Source organism: Avibacterium sp. 21-594, from assembly GCF_026226815.1.
Classification (GTDB): Bacteria; Pseudomonadota; Gammaproteobacteria; order Enterobacterales; family Pasteurellaceae; genus Avibacterium; species Avibacterium avium.
The window spans coordinates 1,510,128-1,527,593 of the sequence record NZ_JAKKOC010000001.1; the positions used below are offsets into that span (position 1 = coordinate 1,510,128).

18 protein-coding genes and 1 riboswitch are annotated in these 17,466 nt (G+C 41.5%); of the genes, 9 read left to right on the forward strand and 9 right to left on the reverse strand.

The genetic code is table 11. The features are described 5' to 3' along the window. The first annotated feature begins 24 nt into the window (after window positions 1-24). Together menD and menH are read left to right on the forward strand one after the other, a co-directional pair. Window positions 25-1,731, forward strand: coding sequence for a 2-succinyl-5-enolpyruvyl-6-hydroxy-3-cyclohexene-1-carboxylic-acid synthase (gene menD / locus L5B76_RS07135; protein ID WP_265754829.1), 1,707 nt, complete (start codon window positions 25-27; stop codon window positions 1,729-1,731). A gap of 15 nt (window positions 1,732-1,746) precedes the next feature. Further along, complete coding sequence (gene menH / locus L5B76_RS07140) at window positions 1,747-2,490, forward strand: 2-succinyl-6-hydroxy-2,4-cyclohexadiene-1-carboxylate synthase (RefSeq protein ID WP_265754831.1); 744 nt, start codon at window positions 1,747-1,749, stop codon at window positions 2,488-2,490. Window positions 2,491-2,546: 56 nt separating this feature from the next. Here menH and argS read toward each other — a convergent pair whose 3' ends face one another. After that, window positions 2,547-4,280 carry an arginine--tRNA ligase gene (argS, locus tag L5B76_RS07145; RefSeq protein WP_265754832.1) on the reverse strand — a complete coding sequence of 578 codons (1,734 nt, stop codon included), beginning with the start codon at window positions 4,278-4,280 and terminating at the stop codon, window positions 2,547-2,549. 88 nt (window positions 4,281-4,368) lie between these two features. Between argS and L5B76_RS07150 the strand changes: the two genes are divergently transcribed. Together L5B76_RS07150 and L5B76_RS07155 are read left to right on the forward strand one after the other, a co-directional pair. After that, window positions 4,369-4,956: a VOC family protein gene (locus L5B76_RS07150; RefSeq protein WP_265754835.1), complete on the forward strand. Its 588-nt coding sequence runs from the start codon at window positions 4,369-4,371 to the stop codon at window positions 4,954-4,956. A gap of 49 nt (window positions 4,957-5,005) precedes the next feature. Then, entirely contained in the window at window positions 5,006-5,470 is a 465-nt protein-coding gene (locus L5B76_RS07155; RefSeq protein WP_115249269.1) for a glycine zipper 2TM domain-containing protein, read from the forward strand. A 64-nt stretch (window positions 5,471-5,534) separates the two neighbouring features. On the opposite strand, the gene L5B76_RS07160 is transcribed toward L5B76_RS07155, so the two are convergent. The 6 genes from L5B76_RS07160 to L5B76_RS07185 form a co-directional block, all read right to left on the reverse strand. Then, window positions 5,535-6,893, reverse strand: a complete 1,359-nt coding sequence (locus L5B76_RS07160) for an alanine/glycine:cation symporter family protein (protein ID WP_265754836.1) — start codon at window positions 6,891-6,893, stop codon at window positions 5,535-5,537. Window positions 6,894-6,995: 102 nt separating this feature from the next. Beyond that, window positions 6,996-7,110: riboswitch (glycine riboswitch) on the reverse strand. Between the two features lie 289 nt (window positions 7,111-7,399). Further along, complete coding sequence (locus tag L5B76_RS07165; RefSeq protein WP_126373210.1) at window positions 7,400-7,666, reverse strand: GNAT family N-acetyltransferase; 267 nt, start codon at window positions 7,664-7,666, stop codon at window positions 7,400-7,402. 40 nt (window positions 7,667-7,706) lie between these two features. Beyond that, complete coding sequence (yacG, locus tag L5B76_RS07170) at window positions 7,707-7,910, reverse strand: DNA gyrase inhibitor YacG (protein WP_103853339.1); 204 nt, start codon at window positions 7,908-7,910, stop codon at window positions 7,707-7,709. After that, a complete protein-coding gene (gene coaE / locus L5B76_RS07175; protein ID WP_265754839.1) occupies window positions 7,903-8,532 on the reverse strand; it encodes a dephospho-CoA kinase in 630 nt (209 codons plus the stop codon). Before coaE ends, yacG begins: the two co-directional genes overlap by 8 nt. A 47-nt stretch (window positions 8,533-8,579) precedes the next feature. Further along, on the reverse strand, window positions 8,580-9,281 hold the full coding sequence (locus L5B76_RS07180) for a prepilin peptidase (RefSeq protein ID WP_265754841.1): 702 nt from the start codon (window positions 9,279-9,281) through the stop codon (window positions 8,580-8,582). After that, a complete protein-coding gene (locus L5B76_RS07185; RefSeq protein WP_265754842.1) occupies window positions 9,278-10,492 on the reverse strand; it encodes a type II secretion system F family protein in 1,215 nt (404 codons plus the stop codon). Before L5B76_RS07185 ends, L5B76_RS07180 begins: the two co-directional genes overlap by 4 nt. A gap of 390 nt (window positions 10,493-10,882) precedes the next feature. Between L5B76_RS07185 and manX the strand changes: the two genes are divergently transcribed. From manX to manA, 5 genes are all read left to right on the forward strand, one after another. Further along, a complete protein-coding gene (gene manX / locus L5B76_RS07190; RefSeq protein WP_265754844.1) occupies window positions 10,883-11,866 on the forward strand; it encodes a PTS mannose transporter subunit IIAB in 984 nt (327 codons plus the stop codon). A 12-nt stretch (window positions 11,867-11,878) separates the two neighbouring features. Then, the gene (locus L5B76_RS07195) at window positions 11,879-12,682 is read left to right on the forward strand and encodes a PTS mannose/fructose/sorbose transporter subunit IIC (RefSeq protein ID WP_250350750.1); all 804 of its coding nucleotides are present in this window, start codon (window positions 11,879-11,881) and stop codon (window positions 12,680-12,682) included. 13 nt (window positions 12,683-12,695) lie between these two features. Then, window positions 12,696-13,532, forward strand: coding sequence for a PTS mannose transporter subunit IID (locus tag L5B76_RS07200; RefSeq protein ID WP_250364232.1), 837 nt, complete (start codon window positions 12,696-12,698; stop codon window positions 13,530-13,532). Between the two features lie 94 nt (window positions 13,533-13,626). Beyond that, on the forward strand, window positions 13,627-14,169 hold the full coding sequence (locus tag L5B76_RS07205) for a YobD family protein (RefSeq protein WP_250364231.1): 543 nt from the start codon (window positions 13,627-13,629) through the stop codon (window positions 14,167-14,169). A 2-nt stretch (window positions 14,170-14,171) separates the two neighbouring features. Next, window positions 14,172-15,371 carry a mannose-6-phosphate isomerase, class I gene (manA, locus tag L5B76_RS07210; RefSeq protein ID WP_265754845.1) on the forward strand — a complete coding sequence of 400 codons (1,200 nt, stop codon included), beginning with the start codon at window positions 14,172-14,174 and terminating at the stop codon, window positions 15,369-15,371. 51 nt (window positions 15,372-15,422) lie between these two features. Here manA and L5B76_RS07215 read toward each other — a convergent pair whose 3' ends face one another. Further along, window positions 15,423-16,625, reverse strand: coding sequence for an aspartate aminotransferase family protein (locus tag L5B76_RS07215; RefSeq protein WP_265754850.1), 1,203 nt, complete (start codon window positions 16,623-16,625; stop codon window positions 15,423-15,425). A gap of 78 nt (window positions 16,626-16,703) precedes the next feature. Continuing rightward, a complete protein-coding gene (locus L5B76_RS07220) occupies window positions 16,704-17,363 on the reverse strand; it encodes a HEPN domain-containing protein (protein WP_265754851.1) in 660 nt (219 codons plus the stop codon). Between the last annotated feature and the right edge of the window lie 103 nt (window positions 17,364-17,466).

Sequence of the window (17,466 nt, forward strand, 5' to 3'; positions counted from 1 at the left end):
CGGACAAAATAAACGGAGAACCCTATGTCAGTGAGTGTATTTAATCGTTGTTGGTCAAAAGTAATCTTGGAAACCCTTGTGCGCCAAGGTGTAAGCCATTTTTGCATTGCGCCCGGTTCTCGTTCTACCCCACTCACGTTAGAAGCGGCACGCCTTGAACAAGGTGGCAAAGCCAAATGCCATACTCATTTTGATGAGCGTGGTTTGGGCTTTCTCGCCCTTGGCTTAGCCAAAGCGCATAAAAACCCCGTGGCGATTATTGTTACTTCTGGTACAGCGGTAGCAAACCTTTATCCTGCGGTGATTGAAGCGCGCCAAAGTGGGGTTAATCTCATTGTATTAAGCGCTGATCGCCCGCCAGAATTATTAGAGTGCGGTGCAAATCAAGCGATTTTACAGCACAATATTTTTGCCGATTATCCTGTGGCAACGGTGGACTTACCGCGCCCTAGCCAAGATTACACGCCAAATTGGTTGATTTCGATTGTGGAACAGGCTTGTTATCGCCAAAGTCAGCACGCTGGCGTGGTGCATATTAATGTGCCATTTGCGGAGCCATTGTATGAAGCCAATGCAGATCAGATTGATCAACATTCTTGGCTTGCGCCGATTCAACGTTGGCTAAGCCAAAACAAGCCGTGGCATAATCATCAAGCGCCACAACGAGAAGTAGTAATGCACGAACATTGGGATCATTGGCGCACAAAACGTGGGATCATCTTGGTCGGCAAACTGCCACCAGAGCAATCGATGGGCATTCGCACTTGGGCTGAAACCCAAGGTTGGATTATGCTCACCGATATTCAATCGGGCGTTGAGCCAACTCTGCCTTATGCCGATATTTGGCTGGCAAATCAAACTGTTAAACAAAAATTGCTAGAAGCAGATATTGTGTTGCAATTTGGTTCACATTTTATCAGCAAGCGTATTAATCAATTTATGGCGGCGTTTAAAGGGGAATATTGGATTGTTGAGCCGTCAGATAATTCGGTTGATCCAAACCATCACGCGCACACTCGTTTTAATGGCAAAATTCACCATTGGTTACGCGCTCACCCACCGTTGCGCCAAAAACCTTGGCTACTCGAGCCAATCGCCCTTGCCAAGTTCTGCGCAAGCTTTGTGGAACAGCAAGTGGGGGGCAATTTGAATGAAGCCTCTTTAGCCCATCATTTAGAGCGTTTATTGCCGAACAATGGTCTGCTCTTTTTAGGCAACAGCCTATTTGTGCGCTTGGTTGATGCGCTCACCAAGCTGCCTGAAGGCTACCCTGTTTACACCAACCGTGGCGCAAGTGGCATTGATGGTTTGCTTGCCACCACTGCAGGGTTAAGTTTAGGCTCAAATCAGCCTGTGGTTGCGATGTTAGGGGATACTTCTGCCCTATACGATCTCAATTCCTTAGCATTGCTTAAAAAAGTAAACCAGCCAACCATTATTTTTGTTATCAACAATAACGGCGGCGCAATTTTCGATATGCTGCCTGTGGATGCAGAAATGAAAGATAAATTCTATCGTATGCCACATAATTTGGAATTTTCTCACGCCGCATCAATGTTTGATCTCAAATATGCGCGCCCTTACACTTGGGCAGATTTAAGCTCGGTGCTAAAACAGGCTTATTTCCGCCGTGAAGCCACCTTGATTGAAATTAAGGTGAACAACAGTGATGGCAGCAATATTTATAAACGCCTGATTGAACAAATTAGCCACGCGGTGATTGGCGCATAACTTCTCAATAACGAAATGGCAACGCAACGTCCGTATTTGGTTTTTCTGCACGGGTTACTTGGCACAAAAGCCGATTGGCAAAAAATCATCGAAAAACTACCGCACTTTCCTTGCGTTGCCCTTGATCTTCCTTTTCACGGCGAAAATAAGCAGCTTGCCGCCAAGGATTTTGCTCAAAGCGCTGAAATCTTAAGTGCGCAAATCCAAGGTGCGGTGCAAAATCAGCCTTATTTTTTAATCGGTTATTCCCTCGGCGGACGACTTGCCCTTTACTACGCCTTACAAACCGAAGTGAAAAAAGGGGATTTGCAAGGGCTGATTTTAGAAGGCGCAAATTTAGGGCTAACCTGCGAGCAAGAACGCCAACAACGCTGGCAAAATGATTGTGATTGGGCGGAACGCTTTGCCACTCAGCCTGCGCATCAAGTGTTAGAAGATTGGTATCAACAACGCGTGTTTGCTCACTTAACCGCCGAGCAACAGCAAGCTTTAATTCAACTTCGCCAAGCTAATTGTGGTGAAAATATCGCCCAAATGCTCAAAGCCACTTCCCTTGCCAAACAACCTGATTTTCGTCCACAAGTGCGGTCAAATTCCTTGCCAATTTTTTATCTTTGTGGTGAAAACGATAGCAAATTCCACCAAATGGCGGTGGAAAACCAACTGAACTTACATTTAATCCCGAACGCTGGACATAATGCCCATCAAGAAAATCCGCAAGGTTTTGTCCAAGCCTTAAAGCAAATTTTAACGGCATAAAAAAACCGTCTGATTAGACGGTTTTCTTCACTTAATTTTCTAAGCTTAAATAAGCATTACATTTTCTCAACAGTCTTAATCCCCAACAGATCCAACCCTTGTTTTAAGGTTTTCTCTGTGAGTAAGGCCAATTTTAAACGGCTGAGTTTAATGCTTTCATCTTCATTGTTAAGAATTGGGCAATGTTCGTAGAAGCTTGAGAACACGCCAGCCAATTCATAAAGATAAGCACAAAGAATATGTGGTGAGCCTTCTTTTGCCACTTGTTGGATTGCTTCTTCAAACTGGAGCAATTTAATGGCTAAAGTACGCTCTTTTTCATCGACCACTTTGATTGGTGCATCTGCAAGCTGTGCGGGGCTAATACCCGCTTTGTTGAAAATGGAACGAATACGCGTGTAAGCATATTGCATATAAGGCGCGGTGTTGCCTTCAAAGCTGAGCATATTATCCCAATCAAATACATAATCCGTGGTGCGATTTTTGGATAAATCCGCATATTTCACTGAGCCAATCCCCACCGCTTCCACCACGGCAGCTTTTTCTTCTGGAGAAAGTGCGGTGCTTTTTTCGCTAATTAATTTATCTGCACGCTCAATGGCTTCATCAAGAAGATCAGCTAATTTTACTGTGCCACCACTGCGTGTTTTGAAGGGTTTGCCATCTTTACCAAGCATCATTCCAAAGTTTTTATGCTCTAATTGGAAGCTCTCTGGCACATAACCAGCTTTGCGGGTAATCAGCCACGCTTGTTGCATATGCTGGCTTTGACGAGTATCCGAGAACACTAATACGCGATCGGCTTTTAAGGTTTCATAACGATATTTGGCTGCGGCGATGTCTGTGGTGGTATATAAAAATCCACCATCTTTTTTCTGTACGATCACGCCCATTGGATCGCCATCTTTATTTTTAAATTCATCAAGATAAACCACCAATGCACCGTCATCTTCCACGGCTAATCCTTGCGATTTCAAATCTTCTACAATGGCAGGCAACATTGGGTTATACAGGCTTTCACCCATCACATCTTTTTCTGTGAGGGTAACGTTTAGGCGATCATAATTGCGTTGATTTTGTTGCATTGTAATATCAACCAATTTTTTCCACATTGCGCGGCAGTATTCATCGCCACTTTGCAATTTCACCACATAACCACGGGCTTTTTCAGCAAAGGCTTCATCGTTGTCGTAATGTTCTTTCGCCGCACGGTAAAAGGCTTCTAAATCGCTTAATTCCATTTCACTGGCGTGTTCATTTTCCATTTTTTCTAAATAGGCGATGAGCATACCGAATTGCGTTCCCCAGTCGCCAACGTGGTTCGCGCGGATCACCTTATGTCCGAGAAACTCAAGGGTACGCACTACGGCATCACCAATAATGGTTGAACGCAAATGCCCAACGTGCATTTCTTTTGCCACATTTGGTGAAGAATAATCCGCCACGATGGTTTCTTTTTTATCCGTGTGAATGCCAAGGTGATCGTCTTTTAATGCGGTTTGCACGTTATCCGCAAGCCAACTTGGTGAAAGAAAAATATTAATAAAGCCAGGGCCTGCAATTTCAATTTTGTCGGCAATAGGGCTAAGATCAAGATGTTCTAGCACTTTTTGTGCAAATTCACGGGGATTTAAACCCAATTTTTTCGCAGCCGCCATAATGCCGTTAGCTTGATAATCACCAAATTGTGGTTTGTTAGATTGGCGTACTAGGGCTTCGCATTGTTCATCAGCCCCTGCTTGGATCATCGCGTGCTTAATTTTGTCAGATAAAATGGATTGAATATTCACGGTTTATCCTTAATTTTTAATTGTGAAAATAAAATAATTCGCTATGATACCTTCTTTCTGAATTAAGACAAAGACAAAGCAAGAAAAAATGACAAGTGCGGTGCAAAATTTTTCATTTTTTGACAACCCTTTCTTTTCCTACGATGAGTTTGCCAAATTTGAGCAGCATATTTTACAACTAGCGGAAAAAATGGCGTTGCCGTTGCAAGATTATGTGATTGATCATCTTGCCGTGCGAGTGAACAGCGAGCAATCTGCGCAACGCTGGCTCAGTGAGTTATTAAAGTGCGGTAAAATTTTAAGTGATAATTTAGTCAATGGGCGAAAAATCTATCTTATTCAATTAGATACGCCATTAACTTTTGCCAATCAGCAAGTACAGATCGTGGAATTGCCGTTCCCGAAAAATAAACAATATCCACAGGAAGGCTGGGAGCATATTGAAGCCGTTATGCCTTTTTTGCCTGATGAAACGGTCGAACAATGGATTGCGCGTATTAATTTACTTTTTTTATGGAACCAATCAGACATTTTAAAAGTCAAAGTGAGTACGCCAAAGGTGGAAGGTGAGGTGTTGCCAAATCCTTCTATCGCGGTAAGTTTTATGGACAATCAAGAAAATAAAACTTGCATTAAGCTACACCCCTATCATATAAAATCTATTATTACGGAATAATAGATAGGGAAATCAATAAATTAGACAACGTAAGTTAAAGGTATTTATTATGAAAAAAATGAGTCTAGCATTAGCGATTTTAATGAGCTTAGGTTTAGCAGGTTGTGCAAACCAAGACATTTACAGCGGTGATGTTTATTCTGGTGGTCAAGCAAAAGAAGCGCGCGCTATTAGCTATGGTACGATCGTTTCTGTGCGTCCAGTGAAAATTCAAGCGAAAAATGAAGGCGTAATCGGTACTGTTGGTGGCGGTGTACTTGGTGGTATCGCAGGTTCTGGTATCGGCGGCGGCACAGGTCAAGCCATTGCAACTGCGGTGGGCGCAATCGCTGGTGCGGTAATTGGTAGCAAAGTAGAAGAAAAAGCGAGCCAAGTTGATGCACAAGAATTGGTAATCAAACAAAATGACGGTAAACAAATCGTTGTTGTACAAAAATACGATGCTAAATTTGTTCCAGGTGCAAAAGTACAGCTTGTTGGCAATGCAAACAGCTTAAATGTTTCTGTAATCTAATCACAATTTAGATAAAAGAGATTAAAATCAAATAAGGGCTGAATAATCATTCAGCCCTTTATTTTTACATTGATTTTGCTAAACCAAGCTGTGCAAAATAGCTTTTGGTTTCTTCAAGCACCACCTTGCGCAGACCAATTAAGGCGACAAGATTTGGGAATGCCATTAATCCATTGACAATATCTGCCAAGATCCAAATGGTTTCAAGGTGAATAAAGGCGCCACAGCCCACTAATACAATAAAGATAAAACGGTAGAATTTTACTCCTTTTACCCCTGCTAAATAAACGAAACAGCGCTCGCCATAATAACACCAGCCTAAAATCGTGGTGAATGCGAAAAATAATAATCCAAGGGTAACAATCGTGCCGCCCGCTGCTGTACCAAGTCCTTTGGAGAACGCAAGATTGGTTACCGCTGCCCCTGCTTCTGGCGCTTGCCACGCCCCTGTTAGCACGATCACAACGCCTGTCATCGTACAAACAATAAGCGTATCCAAAAACGTTCCAGTCATTGAAATCAAGCCCTGACGTGCAGGCTCTTTAGTTTGTGCCGCAGCCGCTGCAATAGGCGCGCTACCTAAACCTGATTCATTAGAGAAAATACCACGCGCCACGCCTGATTGAATGGCTTTCATTACGGTATAACCTAATGCACCGCCAAGTGCCGATTGCGGATTAAATGCACTTTCAATAATCAAACTCACCGCTGCTGGCACTTGTTGCCAATTCAATACAATAATAATGATTGAGGTTGCCACATAAAGCACAGCCATAAAAGGCACAACAATGGCGGCAACAGAAGAAATGCGTTTAATACCGCCTAAAATAATCGCTGCCACTAAAAGCGTGATAATGGGCGCCATAATTTCCACAGGAATATGAAAACTGTCCTGCATTGCGTGGGTGATAGCCTGTACTTGTGGGAATGTCCCGATGCCGAAAAATGCCACCAAAATCCCACAAATGGCAAACATTTTTGCTAGCCATTTGATGCCTAACCCACGTTCAATGTAGTACATCGGGCCGCCAGCAATAAATCCGCGTTTATCAATAATGCGATATTTCACCGCCAATAAACATTCTGCATATTTGGTCGCCATACCAAACAACGCCACTAGCCACATCCAGAAAATTGCGCCCGGGCCGCCAGCTTGTACGGCGGTTGCCACCCCAACAATATTTCCTGTCCCAATGGTTGCCGCCAAAGCGGTGCTTAATGCGGCGAAAGCAGACACATCGCCCTTGCCATTTTGTGCGCCTTTTTCTTTTCTAAATAAATAAGTTAAGGCTCTTGGCAATTGAAAAATTTGAATAAAACCTAAACGAAAGGTGAAATAAAGCCCTACGCCAGATAATAAAATTAACAGTGGCGGGCCCCAAATAAATGAATTGACTGATGACAATAATTCAGTGATTGACATTGAATGTTCCTCGTAAAAAATCTCGGTTTACAAGGAGGCGAAAAGAGTTTGGCGAATAGAAAAAAGACAACGCGAAGCCTCGCGTTATATCACCTGAAATAATCTCTTGCCCCTGTCCTTTTGCCTGAGCGTTTGAAAAACGATGAAAATTTCACCGCTCTTTTGCGCCTTCGGCGTCCATTTTGCAAATGCAATGGATCTCTCCAAGGGTTCGTCCAGTAACAGTCCTCGCTAACTTAATAGCACCTGAAAGATTTTACCTCGTCGGTGCAGGGTTAATTCCCTACTCTCCAGCTACCTTCATCCGAACATACTTTTGTAAAAAAGTGCGGTGGATTTTAGCAAGATAATTTTAATTTCTCAATCCTTTTGCAAAAATCGGGAGAATGCCTAAGAAAATGGACAAGAAAATAGATAGGCAACAGACAGGCGATTGCAGCAACGGCGTTTTAATTGCCACCGTTGCTAGACAAAATTTGTGATTTTCGATCAATTAGTTAAAGGGATTAATGCGCTTCACGCTGCCATTTTTTAGCAATATAGCTACAACTTGGCACTAAATTTAATTGATGTTCTCGCACAAATTGCACTAAGGCCTGATAAAGTTTATCCGCCACACCTTGCCCGCGTAAACTCTCTGAAACATAAGTGTGATTAGCATTAATGCTATGCGCATCAATAAAATAATAAGTGAGTTTTGCCACTTTTTGCCCTTGTTCATCAAGGACAAAAAACTCGCCATCTTGTGGATTTTGTTGATGTTGAATATTCATTTTTTTCCTTTGTTTGCTTTCTTAAATAACGTTCTTTTAGCTAGCCACGCCAATCTTCGCCAAAATGCTCATTGGTAGCGAAATCCGCTGTTTCACAGGGAATGGCTTTTTCTTCATTTGCCCATTCACCTAAATCAATTAGCTGGCAACGCTTGCTACAAAAAGGACGATACTGGCTTGCCGCCGTCCAAGGCACGGCTTTTTGACACACAGGACAAGGCACTTCAAAAATTTCTTCACCCATTGGTTTTCTCTTTTTCCTTTGCAAGTTGTAAATATTGGTGGTGCAATTCTAACACTTTTTGCTGCAAATAAGGCAGATTTTGGCCTAATTCCGGTTCGTTATCTACCACATCATCGGCGACTGATAAACGTTTTTCTCGGCTGACTTGTGATGCCATAATATTTTTAATCAAGGCAATTTTGTTTTGATCCCGCTTCGATGCACGCAATAGCTGAGTTTCTGGCAGCACATCAACTACTAACACGCGATCACAAAATGCCGTCAGATCATTTTCGATCAGCAATGGCACAACCCACAACACATAAGGCGCTTGGCTTTGCGCAAGCTGATGTAACATTTCACGCCGAATGGCAGGGTGAAGCAAATTATTTAACCACGCCTTTTCCTGCGGACGCTCAAACACAATTTGACGCAAGGCTTGGCGATTTAACTCGCCTGAATCTAGCAAAATAGTTTCGCCAAAATGTGCTGCAATTTCCGCCAGCAATGGCGTTCCTTTCGCCACCACTTCTCTTGCCACAATATCCGCATCAATAATTTCCGCCCCTAACTCGGCAAATAAATCCACAATGGTGCTTTTGCCACTGCCAATGCCGCCCGTTACGCCAACGATATAACTCATTTTTTCCTACCTTTATTTATTTTGCTAGAAATCATACGCTGTCTTTTTTAGCGAAGCAATAATAGGCTCAAGGCAGAAAGGCTTAAAAACGGTGCAAAAGGAATTTGTTGCACAATTTGTTGCCCATCACGCCTGCACAATTTTTGTATGCCACAAAAAACAATAGCATAACAACAAGCAAGAAAAACAAAGTGCGGTAATTTTTGCCAGAAAATGCCAGCACTGAGCGCAAATGCTAGCCAACAATCCCCTTCACCTAACATTGTTTTGTGATAAACCATTTGGCTTATGTAGCAAATACTATAAAAAATTAACAAAATTCCTACCGCACTTGCCACGGCCTGCTCCAAGGAAAGCGGAATAATGTGCCAATGCACGCCAAGCAGCGTCCATAAGAAAAGCCAAACGCATAATAATGGTGAAATCAATCGATAAAGCCAATCAATAATGCTGATTAAAATCACCAAGCCCAGCCAAATCGCCCACCATAATGCGACATAAGGATCCACATTAAGCTTACCGCACAAGATAAACAATCCTGCAAAGGCAAAAATATAACACAAAAAATCACCGCACTTTTTATCCTGCCAAGAAGAATGTGGCATTGGCTTTTCTCTTTGTCGTAACTGGAAAAGTTCACAATAATCTTGCCATACAGTCTGCGTTAGCCGTTGGGCAAAAGTAGCAATATACAGAAAGATAAGTAGCCCAACAAAGCCACCCAATAAAAATGTTGCAAGCGTAATCATTGGATCATCGATCCCATATTGAAAATGGGTAAATACATTCCTAGCAAAACTGCACCGATTAAACCGCCAATAATCACCATTAGCAAAGGTTCAAGCAGTTGAGAAAGTAGATCCACTTGATGATTGAGATCCTGCTGATATTTATCAGCAATATGTTGTAGCATCTGTGCTACCTGCCCACTTTCTTCACCTATTTTTAGCATTTGTTGTGCTGTCATTGGAAAGAAATCACTAGCTACGCTATCGGAAAATTTATAACCTTGATTGAGCCAATATAACGCTGTTTCCACCGCTTGATTTAGCACGGGATCGCCCGTATAAACTTGCTTTACCTGCCAGCTTTGCTGTTTCGGTAAAAAAGATTGCAATGCCATATTTAACGGCACGCCTGAACGCAACATTAGCGCAAGAGCTTGGCTAAAGCGAATCAAGCGGGCTAACTGGGTAATCTTGCCCAAAATTGGCATTTTATTGATACACCTATTTTTCCACTTTATTAGCTTTGCCGAACGCTTTAGACGAAAGCGAATAAACAGCAAAACCAGTATAAATAACAAAGCAAGTTGCCAAAAATGTTGTTGCAATCCTTCGGAAAGATGTAATAAAAATGTGGTAAATGCGGGTAGGCTAGCATTATTATTGCCGTACATTTCAGCAAATTGTGGCACGATAAAAATCAACAACAACAAGGTCAAAAGCACGGAAATGCCCAGCACCAACATAGGATAAAGCAAGATTTTTTGGATTTTTCGTTGCAGAATTAAGGATTGTTGGCGATATTGTGCGATTTGCTCACACACTTGCGCAAGCTTGCCTGTCATTTCGCCCACTTTAATTAGCTGCTGTTCCTGTTGTGAAAAATATTTCCCTTGTTTTTCAATTCCTTGTGAAAAGCTTAAACCGCTTTCAAGATCTTCTATCAATCGCCCAAGCCATAGATTTAAGGAAATCACTGTGCAATTCTGCAGCAATAATTGCAAACTTTGCTTAATCGGCACGGCGGATTTCAGTAGCAACGCCAGCTGGTTAATCAGTTCATATAATTCATTCGCTTTCGGTTTACGCGGAAATTGCCAGTTGCGTTGCAGCTTGATATTTTGCAACTGCCGTTGAAACAAGGCTTGCCGCGCTATTTCAATATTCTCTGCTACGATCATACCTTGTTGTTTTTGTTGCAAAAAATTCGTAGCTTGCCAATTAAACAGTTTCATTTTGTGATTGTTCATTATGTGATGAATGGGCTAAATACAGATATCGCCTAGCTTAACCAAGAAAAAATAGCGAAAAAAATACCGCACTTTATTTTTTCGATTTAGATCGCAAAATTTATTTTTACTTATCGCGAGCCTGCCAAGCCTTATTGGATAATGCTTTGTTAAAAATATGTTGAAATATGATCGAAATGTTTTTTCTGAGCAAAAATAATTTTGAATTATTACACAAAAATTAGGCAAATATTAAACAAACAGATACTTAATTCGCGTTATTATTACTTATTGTCAAAAAACTGTGATCTTAATCACATTAAATTGGAGTGTTTTCCTATACAATCCGCGCCAGATTTTAAACTTAAACCATAACCACTTGTATAAGGAGTCCTTATGGCTATTGCGATCATCATCGCAACACACGGCGTGGCGGCAGAACAACTGCTCAAAACGACCGAAATGTTGATTGGTGAACAAGAAAACGTTGCCACGATCGATTTTGTTCCCGGCGAAAACGCTGAAACGATTATGGCGAAATATCAGGAAAAACTCAGCACAACCCTATCACATTGTGATGAAGTGTTGTTCCTTGTAGATACTTGGGGCGGCAGTCCGTTTAATGCGGCGAACCGTGTATCGGAAGGCAAAGATAATATGGATATTGTGACTGGGGTAAACGTGCCAATGTTGGTGGAAACCTTTATGGCGCGTGATGATGGCCCAAGTTTACAAGAACTGGTGGCGATTGCCTTAGAAACAGGCCGTACTGGTGTGCGTGCCTTAAGATATGTGGAAGAAGAGCCAGAGCAAGCGCCGCAAGCCGTTGCTCAAGCCGCCCCTGCACCAAGCCAACCTGAAGTGGTTACACCAAATAAAGAAGGTCATCTTGTTGTTGGGCTTGCGCGTATTGATGACCGCTTAATTCACGGTCAAGTAGCAACACGCTGGACAAAAGAAAGCAAAGTTTCTCGTATTGTGGTAGTCAATGACGATGTGGCGAAAGATAGCGTGCGTTCAACAATGCTGAAAAGCGTAGCCCCTCCGGGCGTTACCGCTCACGTTGTGGGTGTGGAAAAAATGATCCGCGTTTATAACAACCCTGAATATGCGGGCGAGCGTATGATGTTGTTATTCACCAATCCAACAGACGTGTTAAAACTGCTTGAAGCAGGATTTGATATGAAATCGATCAATATTGGTGGTATGGCATACAAAGATGGTAAAAAAATGATTACCAGTGCCGTATCCGTTGATGATAAAGATATTGACGCATTCAAAGCCATTGACGCAATGGGTGTGGAACTTGATGTGCGCAAAGTATCAAATGATAGCCGTCAATATATGATGGATTTATTAAAGAAAAACAATCTTGTATAAGGGATGACTATAATGGAAATTTCAACACTACAAATTATTCTTGTCTTTATTGTTGCCTGTATTTCAGGTATGGGTTCAATCCTTGATGAATTCCAAACTCACCGCCCATTAATTGCTTGTACACTTGTTGGCTTAGTCCTCGGTGATATTAAAACAGGGATTATCGTTGGTGGTTCGTTAGAATTACTCGCTCTGGGTTGGATGAATATTGGTGCAGCACTTGCGCCAGATGCCGCCCTTGCTTCCGTCGTTTCTACGATCCTTGTGATTGTTGGCGGTCAAGAAATTACCACCGCAATCGCCTTGGCGATCCCACTTGCTGCCGCAGGTCAAGTACTAACTTATGTTGTGCGTGCCATCACTGTTGGTTTCCAACACGCTGCCGATAAATCCATTGAAGATGGTAATTTAAACCGCTTAGACTGGATTCATTGCAGTGCCTTAATTTTACAAGCAATGCGTATCGCTATTCCAGCCTTGATTGTTGCCTTAACCGCAGGAACAGACGCTGTACAATCAATGCTAAATGCGATTCCAGCAGTAGTTACAACAGGTCTAAAAATTGCCGGTGGAATTATCGCCGTGGTAGGTTATGCAATGGTGATTAATATGATGCGTGCAGGGCATTTAATGCCATTTTTCTACGCAGGTTTTGTGGTTGCCGCCTTTACGAATTTCAACCTTGTTGCCTTAGGTGTGCTAGGTGCAATTATGGCAGCACTTTATATCCAACTTCACCCAAAATACAACCAAAGTAAACAAGTGGTGCAAGTGGTTTCTAATGGTAACAATGATCTTGATAACAGATTAGATTAATGGGGTAAGAAAAATGACAACAGAAATGAAAAAAGTAACCCAAAGTGATTTAAATAAAGTCGTAATGCGTTCTAACCTTTTCCAAGGCTCTTGGAACTTTGAACGTATGCAAGCGCTCGGTTTTGCTTATTCAATGGTTCCCGTGATTAAACGCTTATACCCTGATGCGAATTCACAAGAACGTAAAGATGCAATCAAACGCCATTTAGAGTTTTTCAATACTCAACCCTTTGTTGCAGCACCTGTTCTTGGTGTAACCATTGCGATGGAAGAAGAGCGAGCCAATGGGAAAGAAATTGATGATGCGGCAATCAACGGGATTAAAGTAGGGCTAATGGGGCCTCTAGCTGGTGTGGGTGATCCTATTTTCTGGGGAACAGCACGCCCTGTATTTGCTGCACTCGGCGCAGGTTTAGCACTAAGTGGAAGCATTCTTGGCCCATTATTATTCTTCTTTTTATTCAACCTTGTACGTTTAGCAACCCGTTATTACGGTGTGGTTTATGGCTATAAGAAAGGGCTTGATGTTGTACAAGATATGAGTGGCGGGTTATTGCAAAAACTGACCGAAGGTGCATCTATTCTCGGTCTCTTTATAATGGGGGCGTTGGTACAAAAATGGACAAGCATTAATGTACCTCTGGTGGTTTCTACCATTGAAAAACAAGATGGTACGATTGAGGTTACCACCGTGCAATCTATCCTCGATAGCTTGATGCCGGGCTTACTGCCATTGCTATTTACCTTTGCTTGTATGTGGCTATTACGCAATCGTGTCAATGCGTTATGGATTATCGTGGGTATTTTTGTCATCGGTATCATCGGTGCTGCAACAGGTATTCTCGCTTAATCGTTACTTAAAGACAGAATAATGATAAAATTAAACTCTCCTCGAACTTTCGTGGAGAGTTTATTTTTTACATAATCAGAATACGGACGTAGTTATGATCAATACCGCTTTATTAGTCTTTATCATTCTTTATTTTTTATATGCTTTCTACGATCAATTCCTTATGGAAAAACGCTTTGGTGAAACGGTCTTAAATGTGCGTTTACGTCGTAAATCAAAAATTGAAGGCATTATTATGCTTGCGCTAGTTGGTATCGCGATTTATCAAGCCTTACCACAAGGCATTGAACCTTACACAATGTTTTTATTGGTAATGTTTGGCATTTTAATGATTTATCATTTCTTTATCCGCTACCCTGTCTTTATTTTGAAAAAAGAAGGCTTTTTCTTAAATAATCTTTATTTGCAATATGCTTACATTAATACCATTAATATTGGTGAAAATGGTTTCTTGCAGTTAGTGCTAAAAAATGGAAAAGCCGTGCCTTTAGCCGCACAAAATCCTAAAGATGTGGAAAAAATTTTGCAATATCTCACTGATAGCGGACGCATTTCACAAGCTCAAAATGCTGTAGAGCAAGCAAAACAAAAATCTACCGCACACCACAGCGAAAAACAAAATAAAAAAGGAAAATAACTATGCTTTACCCATTAAACGGCAAGCTTCAGCATTATGTTTGGGGCGGACACCAATTTTTACCAGAATTTCTGGACATTCCAGCGCAACAAAATGAATATTACGCCGAATGGTGGTTAGGCGATCACAATTCTGCGCCATCGATCATTGAAGAAAATGGTACATCACAACCATTAAACGCATTTTTAGCCAAAAATCCCACCGCACTTGGTGCTGCAAGCCAAGCTCAATTTGGTCGCAGCTTACCTTATTTACTCAAAATTTTAGATGTAAAACAGCCCCTCTCAATTCAGCTTCACCCAACAAAAGCACAAGCAGAAGCGGGTTTTGCTAAAGAAAATGCCCTCGGTATTGCACTTAACGATCCAACGCGAACTTATAAAGATAATAATCATAAGCCGGAAATGATGATCGCGCTGTCCGATTTTTGGCTCTTACACGGCTTCAAAACTAAGCAAGCAATTATCGAAACACTACAAGCTCGCCCATCTCTTGCACCGCTTGCTGAAAAACTTGCACAACAATCTTTAGCGAATTTTTATGCTGATCTGATGCAAGCAGAGCAACAAGCACTCGCTATGTGGCTTAATCCGATTATTCAAGCTAATCAAACGGCTTATGCACAACATCAGCTTAGCCTTAATAATCCTGATTATTGGGTACTTTACACGATGGAAGCAATGCAAATTCCACCTGAAAAACTTGATGTAGGACTGATTTGCTTCTACTTATTTAATATTGTCGAAGTCAAAAAAGGCGAAGGCATTTTCCAAGATGCGGGGATTCCACACGCCTATTTACGCGGTCAAAATATTGAATTAATGGCTTGCTCCGACAATGTTATTCGTGGTGGTTTAACCCCAAAACACGTTGATATTGCTGAATTGTTGAAAGTTATTGACTACCGAGAAGTCATACCGCAAATTATCCCTATTGCACCAAAAAATGAGCCAGTTTTTACTTACCAAACACCCGCAAAAGACTTTGCCCTCACTCAAGTGAGCTATCAACAAGGTGAACAACATCGTTTACATTCACAAAGTGCAGAGATTTTATTAGTAATGCGTGGCGAATTAAAAATTAGCGAAAATTCCACCGCACTTCACTTAAAACAAGGTCAATCCACCTTTATCAGCGCAGATTCTGACTATTTAATAGAAGGAATTGAAGATGGGTATGCGGTGATTGCGAAGTTGCCTTGAAAGCCGTTTATTGAATATCAAATAGGCTCTTATCCCAGAGCCTATTTTTACCTAAACCATTTCTCTTAACGTTTTTTCTAAGCGCACAAACCCTTCTTGCAATTCTTCATCGCTAATATTCAACGCGGGGGCGAAACGCAAGACATCAAGGCCTGCAACTAAAATCATTAGTCCATTTTTAGCCGCACTTTTCACAAATTCGCTGGCTTTTCCTTGATAATTCGCATTTAGCTCTGCGCCAATCAACAAGCCCTCACCACGAATTTCGCTAAATAAATTCAACGCTTGATTTAGCTCAGACAATTTCTGCATAAATAATTCAGAAGTGCGGTGGATTTTTGCTAAGAATTTTTCATCAGAAAGCACGTCCACCACCTTTGATGCCACTGCACAAGCAAGGGGATTGCCGCCAAAAGTTGTGCCGTGCACACCAACAGAAAAACTTTTCGCAATCTCATGGGTGGTGAGCATTGCGCCAATTGGAAAGCCATTGCCCAATGCTTTGGCAGAAGTCAGAATATCAGGCACAACGCCATATTTCATATAGGCATAGAAATACCCCGTGCGCGACAAGCCCGTTTGCACTTCATCGAAAATCAATAACGCGTTATTTTCATCACAGAGTTCACGCAAGCCTTGTAAAAATGCACCGCTAGCAGGCTTAACCCCACCTTCCCCTTGAATCGGCTCAACAATCACGGCGCAAGTATGGTCATCAATCACAGCTTTTACCGCTGCAAGATCGTTAAAAGGAACGTGGATAATATCCGCAGGTTTCGGCCCAAAGCCATCAGAATATTTCGCTTGCCCACCTACGCTCACCGTGAATAATGTACGTCCGTGAAAACTTTGCTTAAAGGCAATAATTTTGCTTTTCTGCGCACCAAAATGATCTACCGCATAACGGCGAGCCAATTTCAACGCGGCCTCGTTAGCTTCCGCACCAGAATTAACAAACATCACTCGATCCGCAAAGGTTTTCTGCACCAATTTTGTAGCTAATTGCAAGGTTGGCTCACTGGTAAACCAGTTACTAGAATGCCACAGCGTTTCCCCTTGCTCCTTCAGTACCGCCACAATCTCATCAGGGCAATGCCCCAACGCATTCACCGCAATACCGCTTGTGAAATCAAGATATTCTCGCCCTTGCTGATCCCAAACTCTGCTCCCCTTCCCTTTCACAGGAATAAACTCTGCGGGCGCATAATTTTGTATCATCACTTCATCAAAGGTTTGTCTGTTATAAGCACTCATTTGCGATCCTTAAATTTTCCAAAAGTGAGGATAGCATAGTTCAAAATGAATAATTAATCAATTATTTTGAATATAAAATCAACCTTTCACAAACGGATAAAACGGTTTACCCCAATCCAATTCATTATGGTTTTTCATCATAATTTCAATCATTACAGGTAAAAACAACGAAAGAATTTGACTGCTCACCTTTAACTGCTCACGATTTGCCGAACTATTAAAGGTTGATCCACCGTGAAGAATTTGATTTCTCAAAGTGTAAAGGCGACTAAACAATACATCTAAAATGCGAGAAGTATTCCGATTTTCTAAGGCAGAAAGGAGCTTCTCCCGCTCATTCATTTCGGCAATTCGATAGTCTTTTTCTGTGATATTGCCATTATGAAAATGCCAAAACGGCTGAAAAATAAATTTGTTATCGGTCAGTAAGCGAATAGATTGTGAGAAATTTTTCCAGACTAAATCATAAATTTGCTGATCTTCATCTAAAGCACAAATTCGCAATAAAAATTCATTCAAATTTGCCCGCTCTTTGTTCTCTAAATTTTTAATTTCTTTTGCATACGCCGAATTAAACGCAATCCAAAGAAAAATAAATTTGGTGTCTAAATCCGCCGTTTCCTCTGCCTGTTTTAACCAACTTAACGCACGATGAATACGGAGTTTGAAGTTGTCGGAATAGTTTTGGGAATCGCGGGTTTGTTTGAAGTAAGTGGTAAGATTAGAAAGATTAATCATTATCTATTGATCCTTATTTTATCTTTAGTTATATCTTAAAAAGATAAAGAGTAAATATTTTGAGCCTCTCCCACAATTTGTGTAAATGCCTGTTTCTGAGATA

Bases quoted from the DNA above. Each gene is read 5' to 3' on its own strand.
- menD (WP_265754829.1), top strand. From the start codon at position 25: ATGTCAGTGAGTGTATTTAATCGTTGTTGGTCAAAAGTAATCTTGGAA.
- menH (WP_265754831.1), top strand. From the start codon at position 1,747: ATGGCAACGCAACGTCCGTATTTGGTTTTTCTGCACGGGTTACTTGGC.
- L5B76_RS07150 (WP_265754835.1), top strand. From the start codon at position 4,369: ATGACAAGTGCGGTGCAAAATTTTTCATTTTTTGACAACCCTTTCTTT.
- L5B76_RS07155 (WP_115249269.1), top strand. From the start codon at position 5,006: ATGAAAAAAATGAGTCTAGCATTAGCGATTTTAATGAGCTTAGGTTTA.
- L5B76_RS07160 (WP_265754836.1), bottom strand. From the start codon at position 6,893: ATGTCAATCACTGAATTATTGTCATCAGTCAATTCATTTATTTGGGGC.
- L5B76_RS07165 (WP_126373210.1), bottom strand. From the start codon at position 7,666: ATGAATATTCAACATCAACAAAATCCACAAGATGGCGAGTTTTTTGTC.
- yacG (WP_103853339.1), bottom strand. From the start codon at position 7,910: ATGGGTGAAGAAATTTTTGAAGTGCCTTGTCCTGTGTGTCAAAAAGCC.
- coaE (WP_265754839.1), bottom strand. From the start codon at position 8,532: ATGAGTTATATCGTTGGCGTAACGGGCGGCATTGGCAGTGGCAAAAGC.
- L5B76_RS07180 (WP_265754841.1), bottom strand. From the start codon at position 9,281: ATGATTACGCTTGCAACATTTTTATTGGGTGGCTTTGTTGGGCTACTT.
- L5B76_RS07185 (WP_265754842.1), bottom strand. From the start codon at position 10,492: ATGAAACTGTTTAATTGGCAAGCTACGAATTTTTTGCAACAAAAACAA.
- manX (WP_265754844.1), top strand. From the start codon at position 10,883: ATGGCTATTGCGATCATCATCGCAACACACGGCGTGGCGGCAGAACAA.
- L5B76_RS07195 (WP_250350750.1), top strand. From the start codon at position 11,879: ATGGAAATTTCAACACTACAAATTATTCTTGTCTTTATTGTTGCCTGT.
- L5B76_RS07200 (WP_250364232.1), top strand. From the start codon at position 12,696: ATGACAACAGAAATGAAAAAAGTAACCCAAAGTGATTTAAATAAAGTC.
- L5B76_RS07205 (WP_250364231.1), top strand. From the start codon at position 13,627: ATGATCAATACCGCTTTATTAGTCTTTATCATTCTTTATTTTTTATAT.
- manA (WP_265754845.1), top strand. From the start codon at position 14,172: ATGCTTTACCCATTAAACGGCAAGCTTCAGCATTATGTTTGGGGCGGA.
- L5B76_RS07215 (WP_265754850.1), bottom strand. From the start codon at position 16,625: ATGAGTGCTTATAACAGACAAACCTTTGATGAAGTGATGATACAAAAT.
- L5B76_RS07220 (WP_265754851.1), bottom strand. From the start codon at position 17,363: ATGATTAATCTTTCTAATCTTACCACTTACTTCAAACAAACCCGCGAT.